Below are 17,349 nucleotides of genomic sequence, written 5' to 3'. Positions count from 1 at the left end.
CGTGTTTAAACCGGCACAGGGATGGGTTCGATCAAATCCGCCAATTGCTGCTCGACCACCGATCGGTTGCCGCCTTGGAAGATGCCTTCGGCCAACACGCGGTGAGCGAGAGACGGAACTGCCATTTGTTTGATGTCGTCCGGCGTGACATAGTCGCGACCACGCCGGATCGCCATGGCTTGGCAACCGCGATGAAAACTGATCAGCCCTCGGGTGCTGACACCCACTTGGAATGCATCGTGATGACGTGTTGCCTCGACAATGTCCAGCAAATAGTCCACCAGCGATTCATCCATGCGGACTTGTCCGACATAGGCTTGTGCTTCGCTGACTTCCGCGGCGCCCACGATGGATTGAAGTTCATCAACGGGCTCACCTGATTGGTGAGTCGTCAGAATGTCACGTTCCACGTTGCGAGAGGGGTAACCAATCGAGGTCCGCAGCAAGAAACGGTCAAGCTGACTTTCCGGCAACGCGTAAGTGCCTTCGTATTCAAATGGGTTTTGGGTTGCGACCACCATGAACGGTTTCGGCAATTCGTGAGTCACGCCATCGACGGTGACCTGCCCCTCGCTCATCGCTTCTAGCAAAGCCGATTGGGTGCGTGGCGGGGCGCGGTTGATTTCATCGGCCAAAACGATGTTGGCAAAAATGGGGCCCGGTGCAAATTCAAATTGGCTGGTGTCGGTGCGGTAGATCATGCTGCCCGTGATGTCGCTGGGCAGCAAGTCTGGCGTGAACTGAAGCCGAGTGAACTTGGCATCCAGGCTGCGTGCGAGCGCTTTGGCCGTCAACGTTTTCCCGACACCGGGAACATCTTCCAGCAAAACATGTTCACCGGCCAACAACGCGACAACTAACAAATCGACGAGTTCGTCTTTGCCCAAGACGACCTTTGCCAAGTGATCGCAGAGGTTCTGGCATAAGTCAGACGCGGCCCGAAATGACATTTGGTCGACCGTGATTGGTGAGCGAAGGAAGAAGGAGCGAAGCAGCCGTTTGAGAAGAACTGCTATGCTAGTGGCTCCGCGATCGCTTTTCTATCGGCCTGATCTTCTGGGGCGGTGCGTCCCCGTGTTGAGATTCCCCGTGTTGAAATCCCCCATACGAAAATTGAGTGGGATGAATTTCGCGGCAGAGGATCCCGTGCGAACCAATTCAATGGAGACCATCCGATGAACGACGGTCGATCGATTCCTGAACATCAACCAGGCGACGACGAGGGTGTCGCGCCGATGGACTCGGACACTCATGCATCTGGCGATGGCAACACTCAAAAGGAAGACACCACTCGTGAATTAGTGCAGTTGTGCTTGCTTCCGGGATTGGGGCCAAGGACGTTGACGTCCTTGTTGGATGCGTTTGGCTCGGCTCGTTCCATCCTGAATGCAGACAGAAACTCGTTGGCGTCGGTTCATGGTGTGGGGCCCAAGATGGCTCACGTGATCGACACAGCGGATGATCACGTCGATATCGAGGACGTGTTCGCTTGGTGTGCGGCCAAGGATGTCAACATTCTGCGTCGGGGGCAGGCGTCGTATCCGGCTGCCCTGGAAGAACTCGACGACGCCCCGCCGTTGATTTTTAGCCGCGGCTCGATTTTGCCGCGGGACACGGTCTCGGTTGCGATCGTCGGGACGCGGCACGCAACGGCCTACGGGCTGCAGCAAACGCGTCGCATCGCGATGGACCTGGCGCGGGCTGGGGTGACGATCGTCAGCGGGCTGGCGCGGGGCATCGACACGGCGGCTCACCGGGCGGCACTGGAGGCGGAGGGCCGAACGATTGCGGTGCTCGGCGGTGGGCTCGGAAAAATTTATCCTGCCGAAAATGCACCGCTGGCGGACGAAATTTCTCAGCGTGGAGCGGTGATCAGCGAGTACGCCCCGATGGCCCAGCCGCGCGGTGGAATGTTCCCGCAACGCAATCGAATCATCGCTGCGTTGGGGCAAGCGACGTTGGTCATCGAGGCTCCCATGCGAAGCGGGTCCCTGATCACCGCTCGCTTGGCATCGGAGCTGGGCCGGTCGGTCGGATCCCTGCCTGGGCAGGTCAACAGCCGGGCTTCGCAGGGGTGTCATCACCTGATTCGAGATGGTGCAACGCTGGTTCAGCACGCTGACGACGTGCTGGAGCTGCTCGGACCACTGAGCGGGAATGTCTCTCGAGCCACAGCGGCCGATGGGGGGGAGGCAGTCCGAGATGGGCGTGAGATGACGCTCAACGAGGTCGAGCGGCAGGTCCTGTTCGCGGTGGGCACCTCGGGCACGGCGATCGACGAGGTGACGCTCCGCAGTGGGCTACCCGCGTCTCGGGTCAATGCGATCGTGAGCATTCTGGAGATGAAACGGTTTGTTCGCCGCTTGAGCGGCCAGTATGTGTCGCGGATCTGAGAAGGTTGACAGTTCGGCCCTACAGCGCTATTCTCCCGCCTTGGTTCCAAGCCTCCGTTCGTGGCTGTTCACCGAAGGTCCTCGCGACGCTGACTTGGTGGTGGTGTTTCGACCCGCCTCGATGTGGCTTCATCTGCGATGGTGAATGACGCTTACGACTCAATCTCAACCGTTTCTTTCGATTCGATCGCCGCATTGTCTTGACCGATGGCTCATCACTCGTAAGAGAGATTTGCCACGCGCGCATTCGAATCGTCCCACGATGCTAGCAAAGCGACCGACATCCGATGACTGTTGATCTGGACGCAATCGCCCAACGCGGGCGATGCGAGGTCTCGAGTTTACGCCTGGCCCTGCCACTGATTGAGCAAGGTTACACGCCTCCTTTCCTTTCGCGGTATCGCCGTGACGAGCTCGGTGACATCGACGAGGCCAGTCTTTGGAACCTCGCCCATGCCGTGCGAACCCAGAAAGTGCTGGACGAGTACCGAGCGGATCTGCAAGCCGCTTGGCAGCAGACCCCCTTGGTCGATCCAGCGATCGGCCGAGCGGTCGGAAATGCTCAGTCAAAAAGACTGCTCGATCGCCTGAGTCGCCGCGTCAAACTAGAATCCAGCGAATCGGCGGGGCTTGCGCAGCGTTTGGCGGTTCGTGCTCTGAACCCGCAAAAAGGCGACGGCGAAGACCTGAAGAGCCTGGCGGAATCCTTGGCCGCCGAGCCGGTCGCGACAGCAGCCACGGCGGAAGAAGAAGCCCCCGCGACGCCGGACAGCACCCCAGCGGATGTCGACGGTGTGTTGGCAAAATTGGATGCGACCATCGCCAAGCGATTGATCGGCGATCCACGCATCATGGGCGCCGCGGTTCGCTGGCTTTCACGCAACGCGAAAATTCGCGTGATGGAAGTTCACGATCCTCACATTCAATCCGAAGCCGATTCATCGGATTCGCAGCCCAAGAATCAGAAATCAGACGCCGCTGCGGAAGCACAGCCAGAAGCCGCTGCCGCGGAACCGACTGCAGAAGCCCCGGCTGAGACCGCTGAAACTGCTCCTGAGGCCGAAACACCAGCCGCCGAAGCAACTGCCCCCGAGGCCGCGGCCTCCGAGGACGCAGCACCCGACGCGAGCAGCACAGTCGAAGCCAGCGCAGCCGAAGCCAGCAGCGAAGAAGCTCCGACGGCGGAAACCGCAGAGGCACCTGCTAGCGAGCAACCCGCTGCGGATTCGGACTCCACCGAAACCGAAGCGACCGCCACCACAGAACCTGTTGCTGCGGAAGCATCCACTGCGGATGCCACCGCTGCAGAACAGACCGAACCCGCTGGCCCTGAAGCGTCCGCTGATTCGGAAACGCCCGCCGGAACGGACAAACCCGCTGAGTCGGTGACCAAGACGGCTCCTGCAGCCAAGGCAGCGCCCGCGAAAGCGAAGCCCAAGAAGTCCAAGAAAATCTCCCCGCGGCAGCGTCGCCGTCGCTGGTTGGTCAGCACGCTCAAGCCGTTGGCCGGCAAAAGCATGCCTGCCAACAAGCTGAGCTCTTTCCAATTGGTCATGCTGGGCCGGGCTCTGCGAAGCCAGGTCGCTCAGTGTGCATTTGATTACGACGCCGCAAAACTGGTTGCGGAACTGCAAAAGACCGCCGCTGGCTTCAACCGCCCCTTGGCGGATCGCTTGTCCGGGTTGGTGCTCGAAAACGAAGCGATCATTCGCGACGCTGCAGAAGCCGCGTGGTGGGATGAACTGCAAGAGCAGGCTTCTTCACGATTGGTCGCCATCGCCGCTGACAACTTGCACTCGCAAATCAATCGCGGGGGCGTCGAAGCCAAAGTGGTGATGTCGATCGATGCCGTTGGGCCTCGAACCGCTGCCACCTCGATCGTTTCTTCGGACGGTCGATTGCTGCACAGCGAGGACATCCCGTGTCAGCTGTCCGCCGCGATGCGAACACTGGCCGTGACCAAGATGGGCGAGCTGATCCATGCTCATCACGTCGATTTGATCGTGATCAGCAACGGTCCTGCCCGCCGGGCTTGCATGATCGCGGTTGGCGAACTGATCAAGCAATCGGCTGACAAATCGGTGCGTTGGACGCTCGCTGATCGCAGTGGTGCAGACGCCTACGCGGGTGGCCCTGCAGGCGATCAAGAGATGAAATCGACGCCGCGTCGCTTCCGTGCAGCAGCTTGGATCGCATTCTCGGCCATGCAACCCGCTCAGGCACTTGTCAAAGTTGACCCGTTGAAACTGCGACTTGGTTCGTTCCAACGCGAATTGTCGGACGACGCCGTCCTGTCGGCGTTGGAAGACGTGATGGTCAGCGGCGCAGCCCGTGGCGGCGTCGACGTCAACTCGACCGCAACGACTTGGATGCAGCGTCTGCCAGGCATCACGTCGGAAATCTCCCAAGCCATTGATGAGCGTCGCCGAGAGAAGCTGATTGCTTCCCGCGAAGAGCTGGCGACCGCGATTGAGTGGCCTTCCGTTGTCAACTCTCGCCAAGCAATGCCATTCCTGCGAGTCTTCGCCAGCGAAGAAACGCTCGATGGCACATTGATTCATCCCGATGACTACCCGCTCGCGAAAAAACTCGCGACGGCCCTGAACATCGAACTGCCTCCAGATCGGCCGCCAGCCTACGAGTTGCCCGATTACAGCGAACCCGTTGTGGTCACCAGCGCCGAAGCCCCGGTCGAAACGGCCAGCGAACCAACGGCCAGCGAAGAGACTGCTGCCGGTGAAGAAGTCGCCGCCAAGGAAAAATCGGCTGCCTCCGAAAACGCTGAGCCAGATGCTGCGGCCAGTGAAACCACCGCGGAGCTGTCAGCCGAATCCGCGACGGAATCTTCCGATGCACCCGCTGCCCAGACGCCTGCAGCCGACGACACGGCCAGCGAAGAGCCTGCCGCGGAAGCCAGTGCCGAAGAAACCAGTGCCGAGGAAGCCGAAACGCCTGCTTCAGAAGAATCGCCCGCACCGGAAGCTGCCGCTGATTCAAGTGATTCAGAAGCTGCCCCGAGCGATGGCGAGACCACAGAAGGTGCCACCGAAACCAAATCGGAGGCACCCGCCGCGCCGGAACCCGTGCGTCGCCCAATGCCCGAACGGGCCGCCGTCGACAAACTGATCAAAGAATGGCAAATCGGAAAGCGTCGTTCGCACCAACTGGTTCGCTGGTTGTGCGATCCCTTTGGTGAAGGTGCCTCCGAAGGTGAGTCACCTGCCGTGATGACGGCGATGCCATCGCTCGCCGAGCTCAAACCAGGTGACCAAGTCATCGGTGTGGTCGTCGGCGTGATGCCATTTGGTGTGTTCATTGAATTGTCACCGGACTGCAGCGGGTTGATTCATGTGAGCCGCATCTCCGACAGTTTCGTCGAGGATTTGCACGAAGCTGTTCAGGTTGGTGACGTCATCACCGCTTGGGTGACCGGAACCGATGCCAAGCGTCGCCGGGTTGCTTTGAGTGCGATCTCGCCGGAACGCGAAGCGGCTTTGGAAGCCCGTCGCCAGAACGATCGCGGTGGACGCGGTCGCGGACCTGGTGCACGTGGCCCAGGCGGCCAAGGTGGTCGTGGACAACGCGGTGCCCAAGGCGCTCAGACGGGTGGCCAAGCGAGCGGACAGGGCGGCGGACAAGGTCAGCGATCTGAGTCGGCACCACGCGGTCGAGGCGGGCAGTCCGGCGGATCAGGCCAAGGTGGTCAACGTGGCGGGCAAGCTCGTGGTGGCCAAGGCCAAGGCCGTGGTGCTCAGGGCGGACGCGGTGGCAAGCCAGGCGGTCGTCCCGGTGGACGCGACGCAGGCAGAGGCGGACGCGGTCGCGGACCGAAGAAACCGGAAGTCTACGAAGTCATCGGCAAAGACCCTGAAAAGCCACAGATCAGCGATGCGATGGCCAAAGGCGATGAGCCCATGCGATCCTTCGGCGATCTGATGCAAATGTTCAGCAAGGAAAAAGGTCAAACGACTCCTCCTGCGGACAAGAAACCGGCTGCCAAACCGCCTGCTGCGGAGAAACCAGTCGCCGAGAAGCCAGCGGAAGTGAAACCAGCTGAAACACCTCAGACGGATCCGCCGGCCGCTCCGAAAGCAGAGGCACCTGCAACGGAAGCCCCCGCCTCACCATCCGCTCCTGAGAAAGACGAATGAGCGACGATTTTCAGTCTCGATTGGAATCGGCCATCGCTCGCGGACGCCGTCGTGCGGAGCATGAAGCTTCGCAGGAACGGAAGAAGGAGATGTCAGAGGAGGACCTGAAGCGGCTTCACACGTCGTATCGCTTGTCTCTGTCAGAACAAATTGAAGCGGCTGTGCGCCGCGTCGCAGATCACTTTCCCGGGTTTCGCTACGAATCGGTCTTCGGCGAAGAGGGTTGGGGAGCGGCGTGTTACCGCGACGATTTGCGACTCGATGCTGGACGTCGCACGAACCTGTACAGCCGCTTGGAACTGGTCATTCGGCCCTACAGCGACTTGCGAGTGCTGGACCTGAAAGGCAAAGGCACGGTGATGAACCGTGAACTCTTCAATCGCACGCACTACGCCAAAGTTGCGGACGCGGAACCGGAAGAGTTCAGCCAATTGATCGACGCGTGGGCGATCGAGTACGCCGAGATGTACTCCGCGAAAAGCTCAACGTCCTGAGCGTCGCCCACCATCGCCGCGGCCGACTGCCTCAGCCGTTTGTGGGTGACACCTGCATACGAGCGTGCGTTGGCAGATGATTCTTGCCGATGCGTCCGTCGGCTTTGACCCAACCCAGTGGGCGACCGAGATGCTGCACAATCTGCCATCCACGGCGGTCCGTCGGAATCGTGCCTCCCGACAAGTAGGTCGCCGCTTGGGCGTCATCCAAGTCGATTCGTCCCGCCCCCTTTGCGAACTCGTCGTCGACGTGTCGCAGAGCACAAGCGTGAGACGGTTTCCAGGTTTGACCGGTTCGGTACGCCACTTCGGGGCCAATGGTCCAGGCTTGTTTGACCCACTCGGGTGCACCCTTGCAGAACGCTTCGGCGATCCAGTCTCGTTGTCGCAACAGCCCTGAATCCTTGTCGGTGCTGTTTTCCGGAAAAGCTCCCAAGACCGATTGAAGCACTTCATCGCAAGCGGGATCGAGCGGTTGCTCGGATTGGAGAACGCCTCGGCGAAGCAACCAGGGATCCTCGACGAACTCGACCGAGTCTTCAGAGGCGTCAACATCGCCCGGTTTCTTCACGCGCGCTGCGAAGGCGCCGGCGCAACCGTCGCGATGCGGCCACACTCGGTAGCCGCATTCCGTGAGCGAGCTTTGGTAGTCACACAAGGCAGCGACTGGTGACGGCTGCATTCCCAGTTCACGGGTCATCCAGTCCACTTGGTCTTCGTTCTCGGCCACCGCGAAGGTGCACGTGCTGTAGACGATCGTGCCTCCCGGACGCAGCAGCAGATGCGCCGCTGCCAGGATTCGTTGTTGACGGGCCGCGTTGGTAGCGACCATCGACTCGTTCACGGCACCCTTGGATTGCCGGCCACGTGAGAGCAGGGCTTGGCCACTGCAAGGTGCATCGATCAAAATGGTGTCGAAGACGCCCGGCAGTTTTTCCGCGAGGGCGTCCGGGTCTTCGCAGCTGATCGCGTAACGATCCGATCCGGTTCGTGAGAGGTTGTACGCCAGCGGTGCGATCCGCGAACGAATCGGTTCGTTGGCGAGCAGGAAACCATCGTCTCCGATTGCTTCCAACAATCCGGTTGCCTTTCCTCCGGGGGCGGCACAGAGATCGCAAACCAGCTGCCCAGCAAGTGAGCCCGTGTGAGCTTCCGCGGCCGCGAGTGCGAGCAGTGACCCCGCGTCCTGCAGATAGAATTCCCCCGCGGCAAAGTCGATGGAACGGGAGGCGTGAAAGCCATCCGGGATCGAGACAGCGAGTGGATACCAAGGCACGTCGGTTCGTGAATCGGAGCCGCTGCTGCTTGGTTGCAAGCGAAATGTTGGAGCGCGGTCTCGACGGACCCGCATCACATTCGCATGACGTTGGCTCATCGCCGCTGCCAGGTGCTCCAGTTCAGCGTCTGGTAATTCAATCGGGTCGATCGCGGAGGAGACTTGTTCCGCCGTCAGCGCCACGGGCTTGCGATTGGCGGAAGGTTTGGAGGATGCCTGCGATTTGCGGCTGGCTTTCTTCGAGCCTTTTCGAGATCGACTCACGTTCTTGTGATCTTGTTCCAGACGGACATCACGAACGACAGCGTGATTGCGATCATGAGTGGCGAGGTGAAAGTGAACATGATGAACATGACTTGCGAGAGGCTGCCGGATTCGTCCTCGGGCGGTTGAGCACCAACCCAAATCGCAACGTCCGTTTGAACGCTGGGAACTCGCGAGGCATAGAACAAACCCGCCAGGAACAACGCACTGATCAGGACCAGAAGCAACGACACCGCGATGCTGACCTGTGGGCGAGGCGAATGAGATGCAGCCGTTCTTGGTTCGGGTTGGGAGACGGAATCAGCTTCAGCCATCGAAAATGCCAGACCCAAAATCGTCGAACGGTTCCGAACTCGCTTGCGAGGAGCGATCTGGTTGGGCCCCTCCAGCATCGCGGTTGGGAGAGTTTGTGACGGTCGAACCGCGAGACCCACCGCCGCGACGATGCAGGTGAGGTTGTGGGATGCGTTGCTCGTCGCCCTGTTCGCCCCGAACGATCAAGGTTTCAGAATCATCCTCCGCCACGGGTTTGGTGACCGGTTCGGTGTTGGAGTCTGATTTGGATTCGTCTGTCGAGGAACTGGTGTAGTCCGCTTCGTCGTAGTCGCCAGCATCGAAATCGTCTTCATATCGACTCCGGTACCCAGGCTGTTGCGATCGATCCAGTTCTGCTTCGAATTCTTCGATCACTGCCCGCTGAATCATTTCGCGGCATTCGCTGTTGATCGGGTGTGCGACGTCCGCATACAGCTTTTGAGGCGAATTGGCGTTGTGGCCGCTCAGTTTGGCGCCGCAGTGATTGCAGTAGGCTGCGCGCAGGTGATTCTTGGAACTGCAACGCCCACAGTGCCCCGTCAGTTTGCGACTGGGCATCGCAACGAAGGGGCCGCTCGTTCCGTCGATGATTTTCAGATCACGAACGACAAACGACTGATCAATGGTGATCGAGCAAAACGCCCGCAGACGGTCCTCCGAACCTTCCATCAGCTTGATGCGAATCTCGGTAATTTCCACGACGTCCCCTTATGCGATGTGGATCTCCGACGGCACCACACAACTCATAACCGGTCGGATCAATGCGCCGCCTGGAAAAGTCGAACGCAGCGTTTTCGCAGCGAGTGCTGCTTGTTGCGACGAGTCAGCCAAAGCGAAGCAAGCCGAACCGCTGCCCGTCATGTGGCAATGTGTCAGTCCAGCCTTCGACAGACATTCTAGGGCGGGATCGATGCGCGATGAAAGCCCGCGTGCGGGCGCTTCCAAGGTGTTATGCAATGAAAACGTGGTTTCGGCGGACATTCCTTGCAATGCGAGCACCAAATCATCGCTGGAACGGGGTGAATCAGGGACGGTGCACCGAGAATAAACCTTTGCAGTTGATACACTTGCCGCTGGGTAAAGGACGACTGCGTGCAGCGGATTGGCTAATGGGAAGAACTCCAGTTTCTCACCGCGACCCGTTGCACGGGCACATTGGATGCCTTCAGTTGACTTTGGAGCCCCGAGCAAACTGGCCCCCCCTAAGAAAAAGGGAACATCGCTGCCGATTTCGGCGGCCAGGGGCAAAAGCAGCTCTCGCTTGGAACTGGCTGGCATTTCCGGATGGGTTTCGCAGGCTGCTTCCCATCCCAATTGCAGCGCCGAGGCGGCATCGCTGCTGGCTCCTCCCATTCCCGCACCACTGGGAATGTTTTTGTTCAGCTGGACTTCCCAGCCGCCCTCCAGACCAAGGGTTTCGCTCAGGCGATTCAGAACGCGGACGACCAAGTTTTTGCCATCCGTTGGAATGAACAAGAGTTCGTCGTCTTCACTGACCTGCAACTCATTGGCGACGGCTGCGCGATTTGGAATCCAATCAACCGACAGCCGGACGCCAGGTTGAGTGGTGCGGCGAAGGCGAAGTTCGTCTCGCCAATCGATCGCGATCATCACGGTATCCAGTTCATGGAAACCGTCTTCGCGACGCGCCAACAGTTCCAGAAAAAGGTTGAGCTTGGCGGGCGGCGACGTGTGATACCAGCGAGATTCAGTCACGTGTTCAGGCTGCTTTTCGAGAAGATGGCAGTTGGTTTTCCACCGTATCAGCTGACTTCATCGCCACCAAAGCAATCCCCAGACGGTCCGCCAGTGCGATGGTTGTTTCGCTGTCCAGCAGAATGGTTTTGTCGGCTTCGATCGCGATCGCTGCTCCGCCCGCTTCGTGGACGCGTTGGATGGTTTGAGGTCCAACGGTCGGCACGTCGAACCGCATGTCTTGTTCTGGTTTGCTGACTTTGACCAGTGTCCAACCACCACGGCGGCACAACTCGCCGGTGCGTGCGATGCAGGCGTCCGTCCCTTCGATTGCTTCGACGGCGATGATGGTCCCATCCTTGATCGTGATGGCTTGGCCGATATCCAGCCCGCCCATGGTCTTGGCAATTTGCCAGCCAGCGGCAATGTCAGACTGAATTGCCGGCGAGGGTTTTCGCCGTGTCAGCCGCCCCGTTTTCGCGAGCAGTTCGGGAGCCAAGTCCGTGGCGGAGCAAATTTTCATGGTGTGATTCTCATAAGTGTCGATGACCGCGCCGAGCAGTCGGTCATCGCGTGCGTCTCGGCGTGCACCGAACAAACAAGGCCAGAAGGTTTTGATGCACGTCCAGTCCGGTGTGTGTCGAATCCAAACCGAACCACTGTAAAGCAGGTCCGACTTGAACAGTTTGCCTGCCATTGTCACGTGGCTGACTTCGTTGCGTTTGAAGTATCGAAGATGACCACCAAAACGCCCGACGCCTGACCACATCACGCTGTCGCAGAGGTCATTGAGTTCTTCGCCGGCGTGTCCCGTGATGGCAACACAGTGAACCGGATGCCCCAGGGCTTTCAGTTTCTCCGCCACGCAAATCGGAAAACGCCCCCAGCCCGCAATCAAACCAACGGGTGCTCCCTCGGGCACATTGCGATCGACGGGGCCACAAAGATCTGTGCCGCCGGCATCGTGAACCGCGGTTGGGTCGGGGGAAACATTTCTCATAACGGGCGCAAGGCTCATGGCAGTCGCAAGGTTGCGGGAACCGAAAATCGCTCAGGCAGCTTTTCGATGGCCAGCGTCTGTTGGCTGATTTTCAGCAGCGGCGGACAACCGGTTGAGCTGCTGTGTCAAGCGTTTGAGATCGCGACGCATTTCTGGCAGCTTGCGTTGGACGGCCATGATCTGCATCTGATCGCGTTGGGGGGTGGCGGGTGAACCCAAGTAAACTTGGTTGGGCGCCAGGTCATCCATCACACCGGCTTGAGCACCCACGATCACGCCATCTGCCAACGCGATGTGATCTTTCAATCCGACTTGTCCGGCCAAGACAACGTAGTCGCCCGTCGTGCAGCTTCCTGCGATTCCGACTTGGCTGCACAATAAATTGTGACGACCGATTTGGCAGTTGTGAGCGATCATGACTTGATTGTCGATCTTGGTGCCCTCACCGATTCGAGTGGCGCCATAGGTGCCGCGATCGATGGTCGAACTGGCTCCCACTTCCACATCACTTTCGATCACGACATACCCGAGCTGCGCGGTGGGCACATGGCGTCCATCGACCATCTTGTATCCAAAGCCATGTGCGCCCACGACGGTGCCAGCATGCAAGGTGACACGTTCGCCGAGTTGGCTGTAGGCGTAGAGCGTCACGTTGGGATGCAGAGTGCAATGGGCACCGACCTGGCATCCTGCTGCGATGGTGACACCCGGTGCAATGTAGCAACCGGGACCAATTTCTACGTCGGCACCGATGACCGCCGAAGGATGCACGTCGCTGCTCGAGTCAATCTTGGCAGTCGGGTCAATTCCGCTGACCGGCATCGAGTTGCCAAGGGCAGGACGAAAGTGGCTGACCACTTGGGTGAAGGCTGCGTGAGGATCGTCCACCAAAATTTGCAGCCGAATGGGAGACGCGGCCACGTATTCGGGGGCAATGACCGCGAAAGCGTCGCTGTTCGACAGTTGTCCGACGTGGTTGGCTTGATCAATCAGCGTGATTTCTTGGGAGCCCGCTTCGACTGGAGGAGCCGCACCTGTGCAAATCATGGCGGAGGTTTCATCGCTGGGGGATTTCCCCCGCGCGGCATCCTGCGACGAATCGGAATCGTTTTGGGTGCAATCGCTGAAGTCGAGCAATTGACCGCCGACCAAGTCGGCGATTTCTTGCAGAGACAGTCCATTGGAAGACGCCATTTGAAAAATCCTTTTTCGGTGACGTGTGTCGAGGTGCGGGTCCGGATCGGTGGGTGGCTTCCTTGTAGCGGCAACCTACAAATTGACGCAACGTGAATCGTCGGTCTTGCGACGGTTCGTCAGAAAGGACTAGTACAGGGCTGCATGACGCGCGGTGGTGTTCAACCTGCGCGTTTTCCGAATGGCTCCAGCACCCAGTCGCTAACGATGCCCAGTCCTGCTCTTCGCAACGATTTCTCTCCCTCGCCCGCCTCCCCGGTTTCGGTTGGCACGCAGTCGCATGCCCATGATGCGTCGACAGCGAACCCGAATGGTCTGCGGGTTTTCAATCCGGACGAGAGCCACTCGGCGGACGTGGATGTTCAGCCCGTTCGCCAAAGTCGCTGGACAATTTGGGGGTGTTTGACCGCCTCGCTGATCGTCGGCACCCTGTTTGCCTCCCTGACAGGATGCCAATGGGCAGCTGGAAGTCAGAACACACAGGGAGCGGCTCTGTACAACCAAGGCCAATACACGGCGGCGATGGAGCAATTCCAGAAGGCTATCGCGTCGGACCCGACGGACGCGGATGGCTACTACAACTTGGCGGCCACCTCACACCGACTCGGGAATCAGCGACAAGACCCCAATTTGATCCGTCAAAGTGAGGCACTCTACAACCAATGCTTGGATCACGATCCCAATCACATTGACTGTCATCGCGGATTGGCCGTTTTGCTGGTCGACTCCGGACGTCCTGACCGAGCTTTCACGCTGCTCAAAAACTGGGCCGCTCAAAACCCGGCGTTGGCCGAACCACGCATCGAATTGGCTCGCCTTTACGAAGAGCACGGCGAACCTCAGACGGCACTGAAGTACTTGGAAGATGCGGTGCAACAAGACGCCAACAACGCTCGAGCATGGCTGGCACTGGCACGTTTGCGAGAAGCCAGCAACGACCCGGTTCAGGCATTGCAGAACTACCAGCGTGCTCTCGCGCTGGGAGGAGGCGTTTTGGGCCCCAATGGGGCGATGGTCAGCGAACGCGTGGCTGCCCTGAGTCGTCAAATCAACTCGACTCGCGACGCCGCGTCCTTCAATGCGGGCGGCACCCAAATGGCCGCTCCCGCCGGATTCGGCTCGTCTCGCTATTGAATGCCACTTTGGATCCCCCCCGAAATCCTGCGATTTTGGCTTCCAAACGCCCTCAGCTGATGTGAGATTCCCTGTCCTTTGCGTCAGGACCAGTGGGATAGGCTAGCGAACGATTTTGAGGACAATGTAGGGTCGGATTTCCCTTCACTCCTCGATTGCCTGCCCGATTCTCATGAAATCAATGGACGCCCTGGTGTCGTTGTGCAAACGACGCGGTTTTCTTTTCCAATCCAGCGAAATTTACGGCGGTGTCCAAGGCTTCTGGGACTACGGGCCGCTGGGAGTGGAGCTGAAACGCAACCTCAAGGATGCGTGGTGGCACGACATGATCTCGGGCCACAACGAATTGGTGACGCCCGCTGGTGCTCCCTCGACCTTCGAAATGGTCGGCCTGGATTGCACGATCATCATGCACCCACAGGTTTGGAAGTGCAGTGGTCACTACGATCTGTTCCACGATCACATGGTGGATTGTCGCGAATCGAAGAAACGCTATCGCTTTGACCAAGTGCGTGGCCGGTTCGTGGAATACCAAGACAAGAAAATTTTCGTTTCAACGCTCGCCGAAATCGAGCAAGAAGAAGACGAAGTGCGTCGTCGTGGGATGAAATTCTTCAAACTTCGCGCCAAGAACGCGGACGAACTGACCATCGAAAAAGAATCGCTGACGCTGGACAAGCTCGATTCGACGGACAATGTCCTGGCTCCCGATGCGAAGACACTCGGAACGCTGACCGAGCCTCGTGAATTCAACCTGATGTTCAAAACCACCTTGGGTGCGTTGGGCGGCGAAGAGGACACGACCTTCCTACGTCCAGAGACCGCGCAAGGGATCTTCGTCAACTTCAAAAACGTCGTCGACAGCTCACGTGTCCGCATTCCCTTTGGAATTGGCCAAACGGGCAAGAGCTTTCGCAACGAAATCACACCGCGAAACTTCACGTTCCGCTCGCGTGAATTCGAACAAATGGAAATCGAGTTTTTCTGCCATCCTGATCAATCGCAGGAGTGGTATCGCTACTGGCGAGATCGCCGAATGGCTTGGTACACCAAACTCGGTTTGTCTGACGAATCGCTGATCATGCGGGAACACCACACCGAAGAACTGGCTCACTACAGCGTGGGCACAGCCGACATCGAATACGCCTTCCCGTTCTTGCCCGAAGGCGAGTACGGCGAACTCGAAGGAATCGCTCACCGGGGCGATTTTGACCTCCGCAGTCACATGGAAGGCAAACTCGATCCGTCGACCAATCCAATGACCGTGGAACTGAACGAACACGGAAAACCCAAGTATCGCGGCAGCGGCAAAGACCTCTCCTACCGCGACGACATCACGAACGAAAAATTCGTCCCGCATGTGATCGAACCGTCCGCAGGGGCAGACCGGGCAGCGCTCGCGTTCCTGTGCGAAGCCTACACCGAAGACGAAGCACCGGACGAAAACGGCAAGATGCAAACCCGAACGGTCATGAAATTGGACCCGCGACTGGCTCCGATCAAGGCCGCTGTGTTCCCGCTCGTCAAGAAAGATGGGATGCCAGAAGTCGCCCAAGAAATCTACGGCGCCCTCAAGGAACACTACAACGTGTTCTATGACGCCAAGGGAGCGGTTGGTCGACGATATCGTCGTCAGGACGAGGCCGGAACGCCGTACTGCATCACCGTCGATGGTGATTCACTGAAGGACAAAACCGTCACGATTCGCGACCGAGACTCACTGGAACAAACCCGCGTCAAGATCGACGACGTTGTCTCCGAGATCCAGTCGCGAATGAAAGCCTCCATCTGATTCGGTGGGGCGTCTGGATCGACGGATCCAGCGACAATCAAATTTCTCGAACGATAAAAACTCCCTTTGAATTCAATGAGCTCAAAGGGAGTTTTCGTTTCAAGGCTGTGATTTTCGTAGTCACGCGGCTCGGGCGATCGATTGCGTTTCGCGACTTCGTTGCATGGCGGCTTTCCAACAAAGACCTTGGGAACGACTCCCGTCCAGGATCCCGGCGTAGTCGTCACCTAGCACGCGATCGTAGGTCAACGCAGCGGTCAGTGCATTGTTCTTGCCATCGATTTCCGCCGAGATCCGTTTGCGATGCATCATTGTGCGGAGTTTTTCGATCCGCTGGCTGTACTTCTTGATTTTGCCGGCGACGGCAACGCTCGTGTCTCCCGCCTCAGCGAGCTCCGCTTGGGTGCCAGTCCGTTCGGCGTATGCCGCCATTTGTTCCGCCAGCTTTTGTTTTGTCTCGTGGTCCCCGGCACGGGCTGAGTTGAGCACGTAGTGATACCAGGCTCGGTAGTCAGGCCTGTCAATTTCCTGCGGTGATATCTGGCGAATGGTTTCCAATGTTGAGAAGAACGCGTGAGGAACGGTCACTGCGTAGCCAATCGCGTCACACAGAAAGTCCTGCTTGTTCTCCTGCTGGAACATCTGGGCTGGTTTGCAACGAGGGTCGTTAGCTTTGTAAGCATGGTGGGCTCCACCCGTGCTGACTGGACTGTATCCATTGAGTGTGAATGGGTGAGCGACATGGAGTGCATGGGCGCTCCTCAAAACGGCTTGGTACGTGACATAGACGTCGGGGTTACTGCTGGCAAAGCAAATGCCGTCCTGTGTTTCAATGCTACGCAAGAATTGTCGCGAAATGCAGCCGTGGTAGATGGCAGGTTTCGGGCCCAGTGTGCCGAGGTTGCACTCGAGCAGTTGTTGCTTGGCGTTTTTGCTATCAATTGTCTCGAGGTCGCCAAACAGGCCATTCCGTTGGAACTTCACGCTGCCAGTTCGCTTCCCATGTCCATCAATGGGCCAACCATAGGTTGGTCGGTCCCAGCTCAATGCATCCGGACGGTGTTGTTCAAGGATCTGTCGAAGAAAGCGAAACTGCCCCGGTAGAATGCAGTCGTCGTCTCCGATGTAGACCACGTAGTCGCCGTTGCTGTGCTGCAGAGCAAATTCGAAGTTCTGTCGCATCGAAACGCGTTCGCCGGTATTGATGTACTTGAGGCGAGGATCATGGATCGCGTCAGTGACTTGCTGCGTGTGGTCATTGCTAGCATTGTCGCTAACGATGAGCTCGAACTGATCGTCTTCGATCTGTAGCCCTGTCTGCACGGATTCTTTGAGGTAATCAGCTCGTTCCCGAGTTGGAATGATGAGGCTAATGATCACGGTGAACTCTCAATGATCGAGGAATATTCGGGAGCAACGACTGCCCGATGAGTGTAGGCACGCCTTAAATCCGGCCAAGCAAAGGCGTTGAGACGGAACAGATCTGACCTCTCTTAGCAACCACGCAGGGGAGCGGTCAATGTCGAAGCGATGGCACACGAAATTCGCCGCAGCAATTTCGGTATTGTTGGGAACGAGGAGGATCGCTAAGGTTTCACGCACTTCGAGTGCCCAAAGGCATGGGAACTCACTCGTGCTTCG

General features: G+C 58.5%; 13 protein-coding genes. 5 read left to right on the top strand and 8 right to left on the bottom strand.

Going from position 1 to position 17,349, the window contains the following annotated elements:
• Positions 1–5: 5 nt before the first annotated feature.
• A complete protein-coding gene (locus RISK_RS23110; RefSeq protein WP_047816752.1) occupies positions 6–902 on the bottom strand; it encodes an AAA family ATPase in 897 nt (298 codons plus the stop codon).
• A 333-nt stretch (positions 903–1,235) separates the two neighbouring features.
• Here RISK_RS23110 and dprA point away from each other — a divergent pair, with 333 nt between their 5' ends.
• The 3 genes from dprA (at position 1,236) to RISK_RS23095 (ending at position 7,038) form a co-directional block, all read left to right on the top strand.
• Complete coding sequence (gene dprA / locus RISK_RS23105) at positions 1,236–2,393, top strand: DNA-processing protein DprA (protein ID WP_236696618.1); 1,158 nt, start codon at positions 1,236–1,238, stop codon at positions 2,391–2,393.
• Between the two features lie 287 nt (positions 2,394–2,680).
• A complete protein-coding gene (locus RISK_RS23100; RefSeq protein ID WP_047816621.1) occupies positions 2,681–6,544 on the top strand; it encodes a S1 RNA-binding domain-containing protein in 3,864 nt (1,287 codons plus the stop codon).
• Complete coding sequence (locus tag RISK_RS23095) at positions 6,541–7,038, top strand: hypothetical protein (protein ID WP_047816620.1); 498 nt, start codon at positions 6,541–6,543, stop codon at positions 7,036–7,038. The genes RISK_RS23100 and RISK_RS23095 overlap by 4 nt, the downstream gene beginning before the upstream one ends.
• A 31-nt stretch (positions 7,039–7,069) precedes the next feature.
• On the opposite strand, the gene RISK_RS23090 is transcribed toward RISK_RS23095, so the two are convergent.
• The 6 genes from RISK_RS23090 to lpxD are packed head-to-tail and all read right to left on the bottom strand — an operon-like array spanning position 7,070 to position 12,782.
• Positions 7,070–8,578 (bottom strand): methyltransferase RsmF C-terminal domain-like protein, encoded by a 1,509-nt coding sequence (locus tag RISK_RS23090; protein ID WP_047816619.1) that lies wholly within the window; start codon positions 8,576–8,578, stop codon positions 7,070–7,072.
• Positions 8,575–8,892, bottom strand: a complete 318-nt coding sequence (locus RISK_RS23085; protein ID WP_047816618.1) for a hypothetical protein — start codon at positions 8,890–8,892, stop codon at positions 8,575–8,577. The genes RISK_RS23090 and RISK_RS23085 overlap by 4 nt, the downstream gene beginning before the upstream one ends.
• Complete coding sequence (locus RISK_RS23080) at positions 8,885–9,592, bottom strand: septation protein SpoVG family protein (protein WP_047816617.1); 708 nt, start codon at positions 9,590–9,592, stop codon at positions 8,885–8,887. The genes RISK_RS23085 and RISK_RS23080 overlap by 8 nt, the downstream gene beginning before the upstream one ends.
• A 9-nt stretch (positions 9,593–9,601) precedes the next feature.
• A complete protein-coding gene (locus RISK_RS23075; protein WP_047816616.1) occupies positions 9,602–10,609 on the bottom strand; it encodes a 4-(cytidine 5'-diphospho)-2-C-methyl-D-erythritol kinase in 1,008 nt (335 codons plus the stop codon).
• Positions 10,610–10,613: 4 nt separating this feature from the next.
• A complete protein-coding gene (locus RISK_RS23070) occupies positions 10,614–11,588 on the bottom strand; it encodes an LpxI family protein (RefSeq protein ID WP_047816750.1) in 975 nt (324 codons plus the stop codon).
• A gap of 51 nt (positions 11,589–11,639) precedes the next feature.
• Entirely contained in the window at positions 11,640–12,782 is a 1,143-nt protein-coding gene (gene lpxD, locus RISK_RS23065; protein ID WP_047816615.1) for a UDP-3-O-(3-hydroxymyristoyl)glucosamine N-acyltransferase, read from the bottom strand.
• 207 nt (positions 12,783–12,989) lie between these two features.
• Between lpxD and RISK_RS23060 the strand changes: the two genes are divergently transcribed.
• Both RISK_RS23060 and RISK_RS23055 read left to right on the top strand, forming a co-directional pair.
• Positions 12,990–13,916 (top strand): tetratricopeptide repeat protein, encoded by a 927-nt coding sequence (locus tag RISK_RS23060; RefSeq protein WP_236696600.1) that lies wholly within the window; start codon positions 12,990–12,992, stop codon positions 13,914–13,916.
• A gap of 181 nt (positions 13,917–14,097) precedes the next feature.
• Positions 14,098–15,708: a glycine--tRNA ligase gene (locus RISK_RS23055; protein ID WP_047816748.1), complete on the top strand. Its 1,611-nt coding sequence runs from the start codon at positions 14,098–14,100 to the stop codon at positions 15,706–15,708.
• Between the two features lie 120 nt (positions 15,709–15,828).
• Here RISK_RS23055 and RISK_RS23050 read toward each other — a convergent pair whose 3' ends face one another.
• Positions 15,829–17,088: a glycosyltransferase family 2 protein gene (locus tag RISK_RS23050; RefSeq protein WP_047816614.1), complete on the bottom strand. Its 1,260-nt coding sequence runs from the start codon at positions 17,086–17,088 to the stop codon at positions 15,829–15,831.
• Between the last annotated feature and the right edge of the window lie 261 nt (positions 17,089–17,349).

It is taken from the genome of Rhodopirellula islandica, assembly GCF_001027925.1.
GTDB lineage: Bacteria > Planctomycetota > Planctomycetia > Pirellulales > Pirellulaceae > Rhodopirellula > Rhodopirellula islandica.
This window is presented reverse-complemented; position numbering and strand designations above follow the sequence as displayed.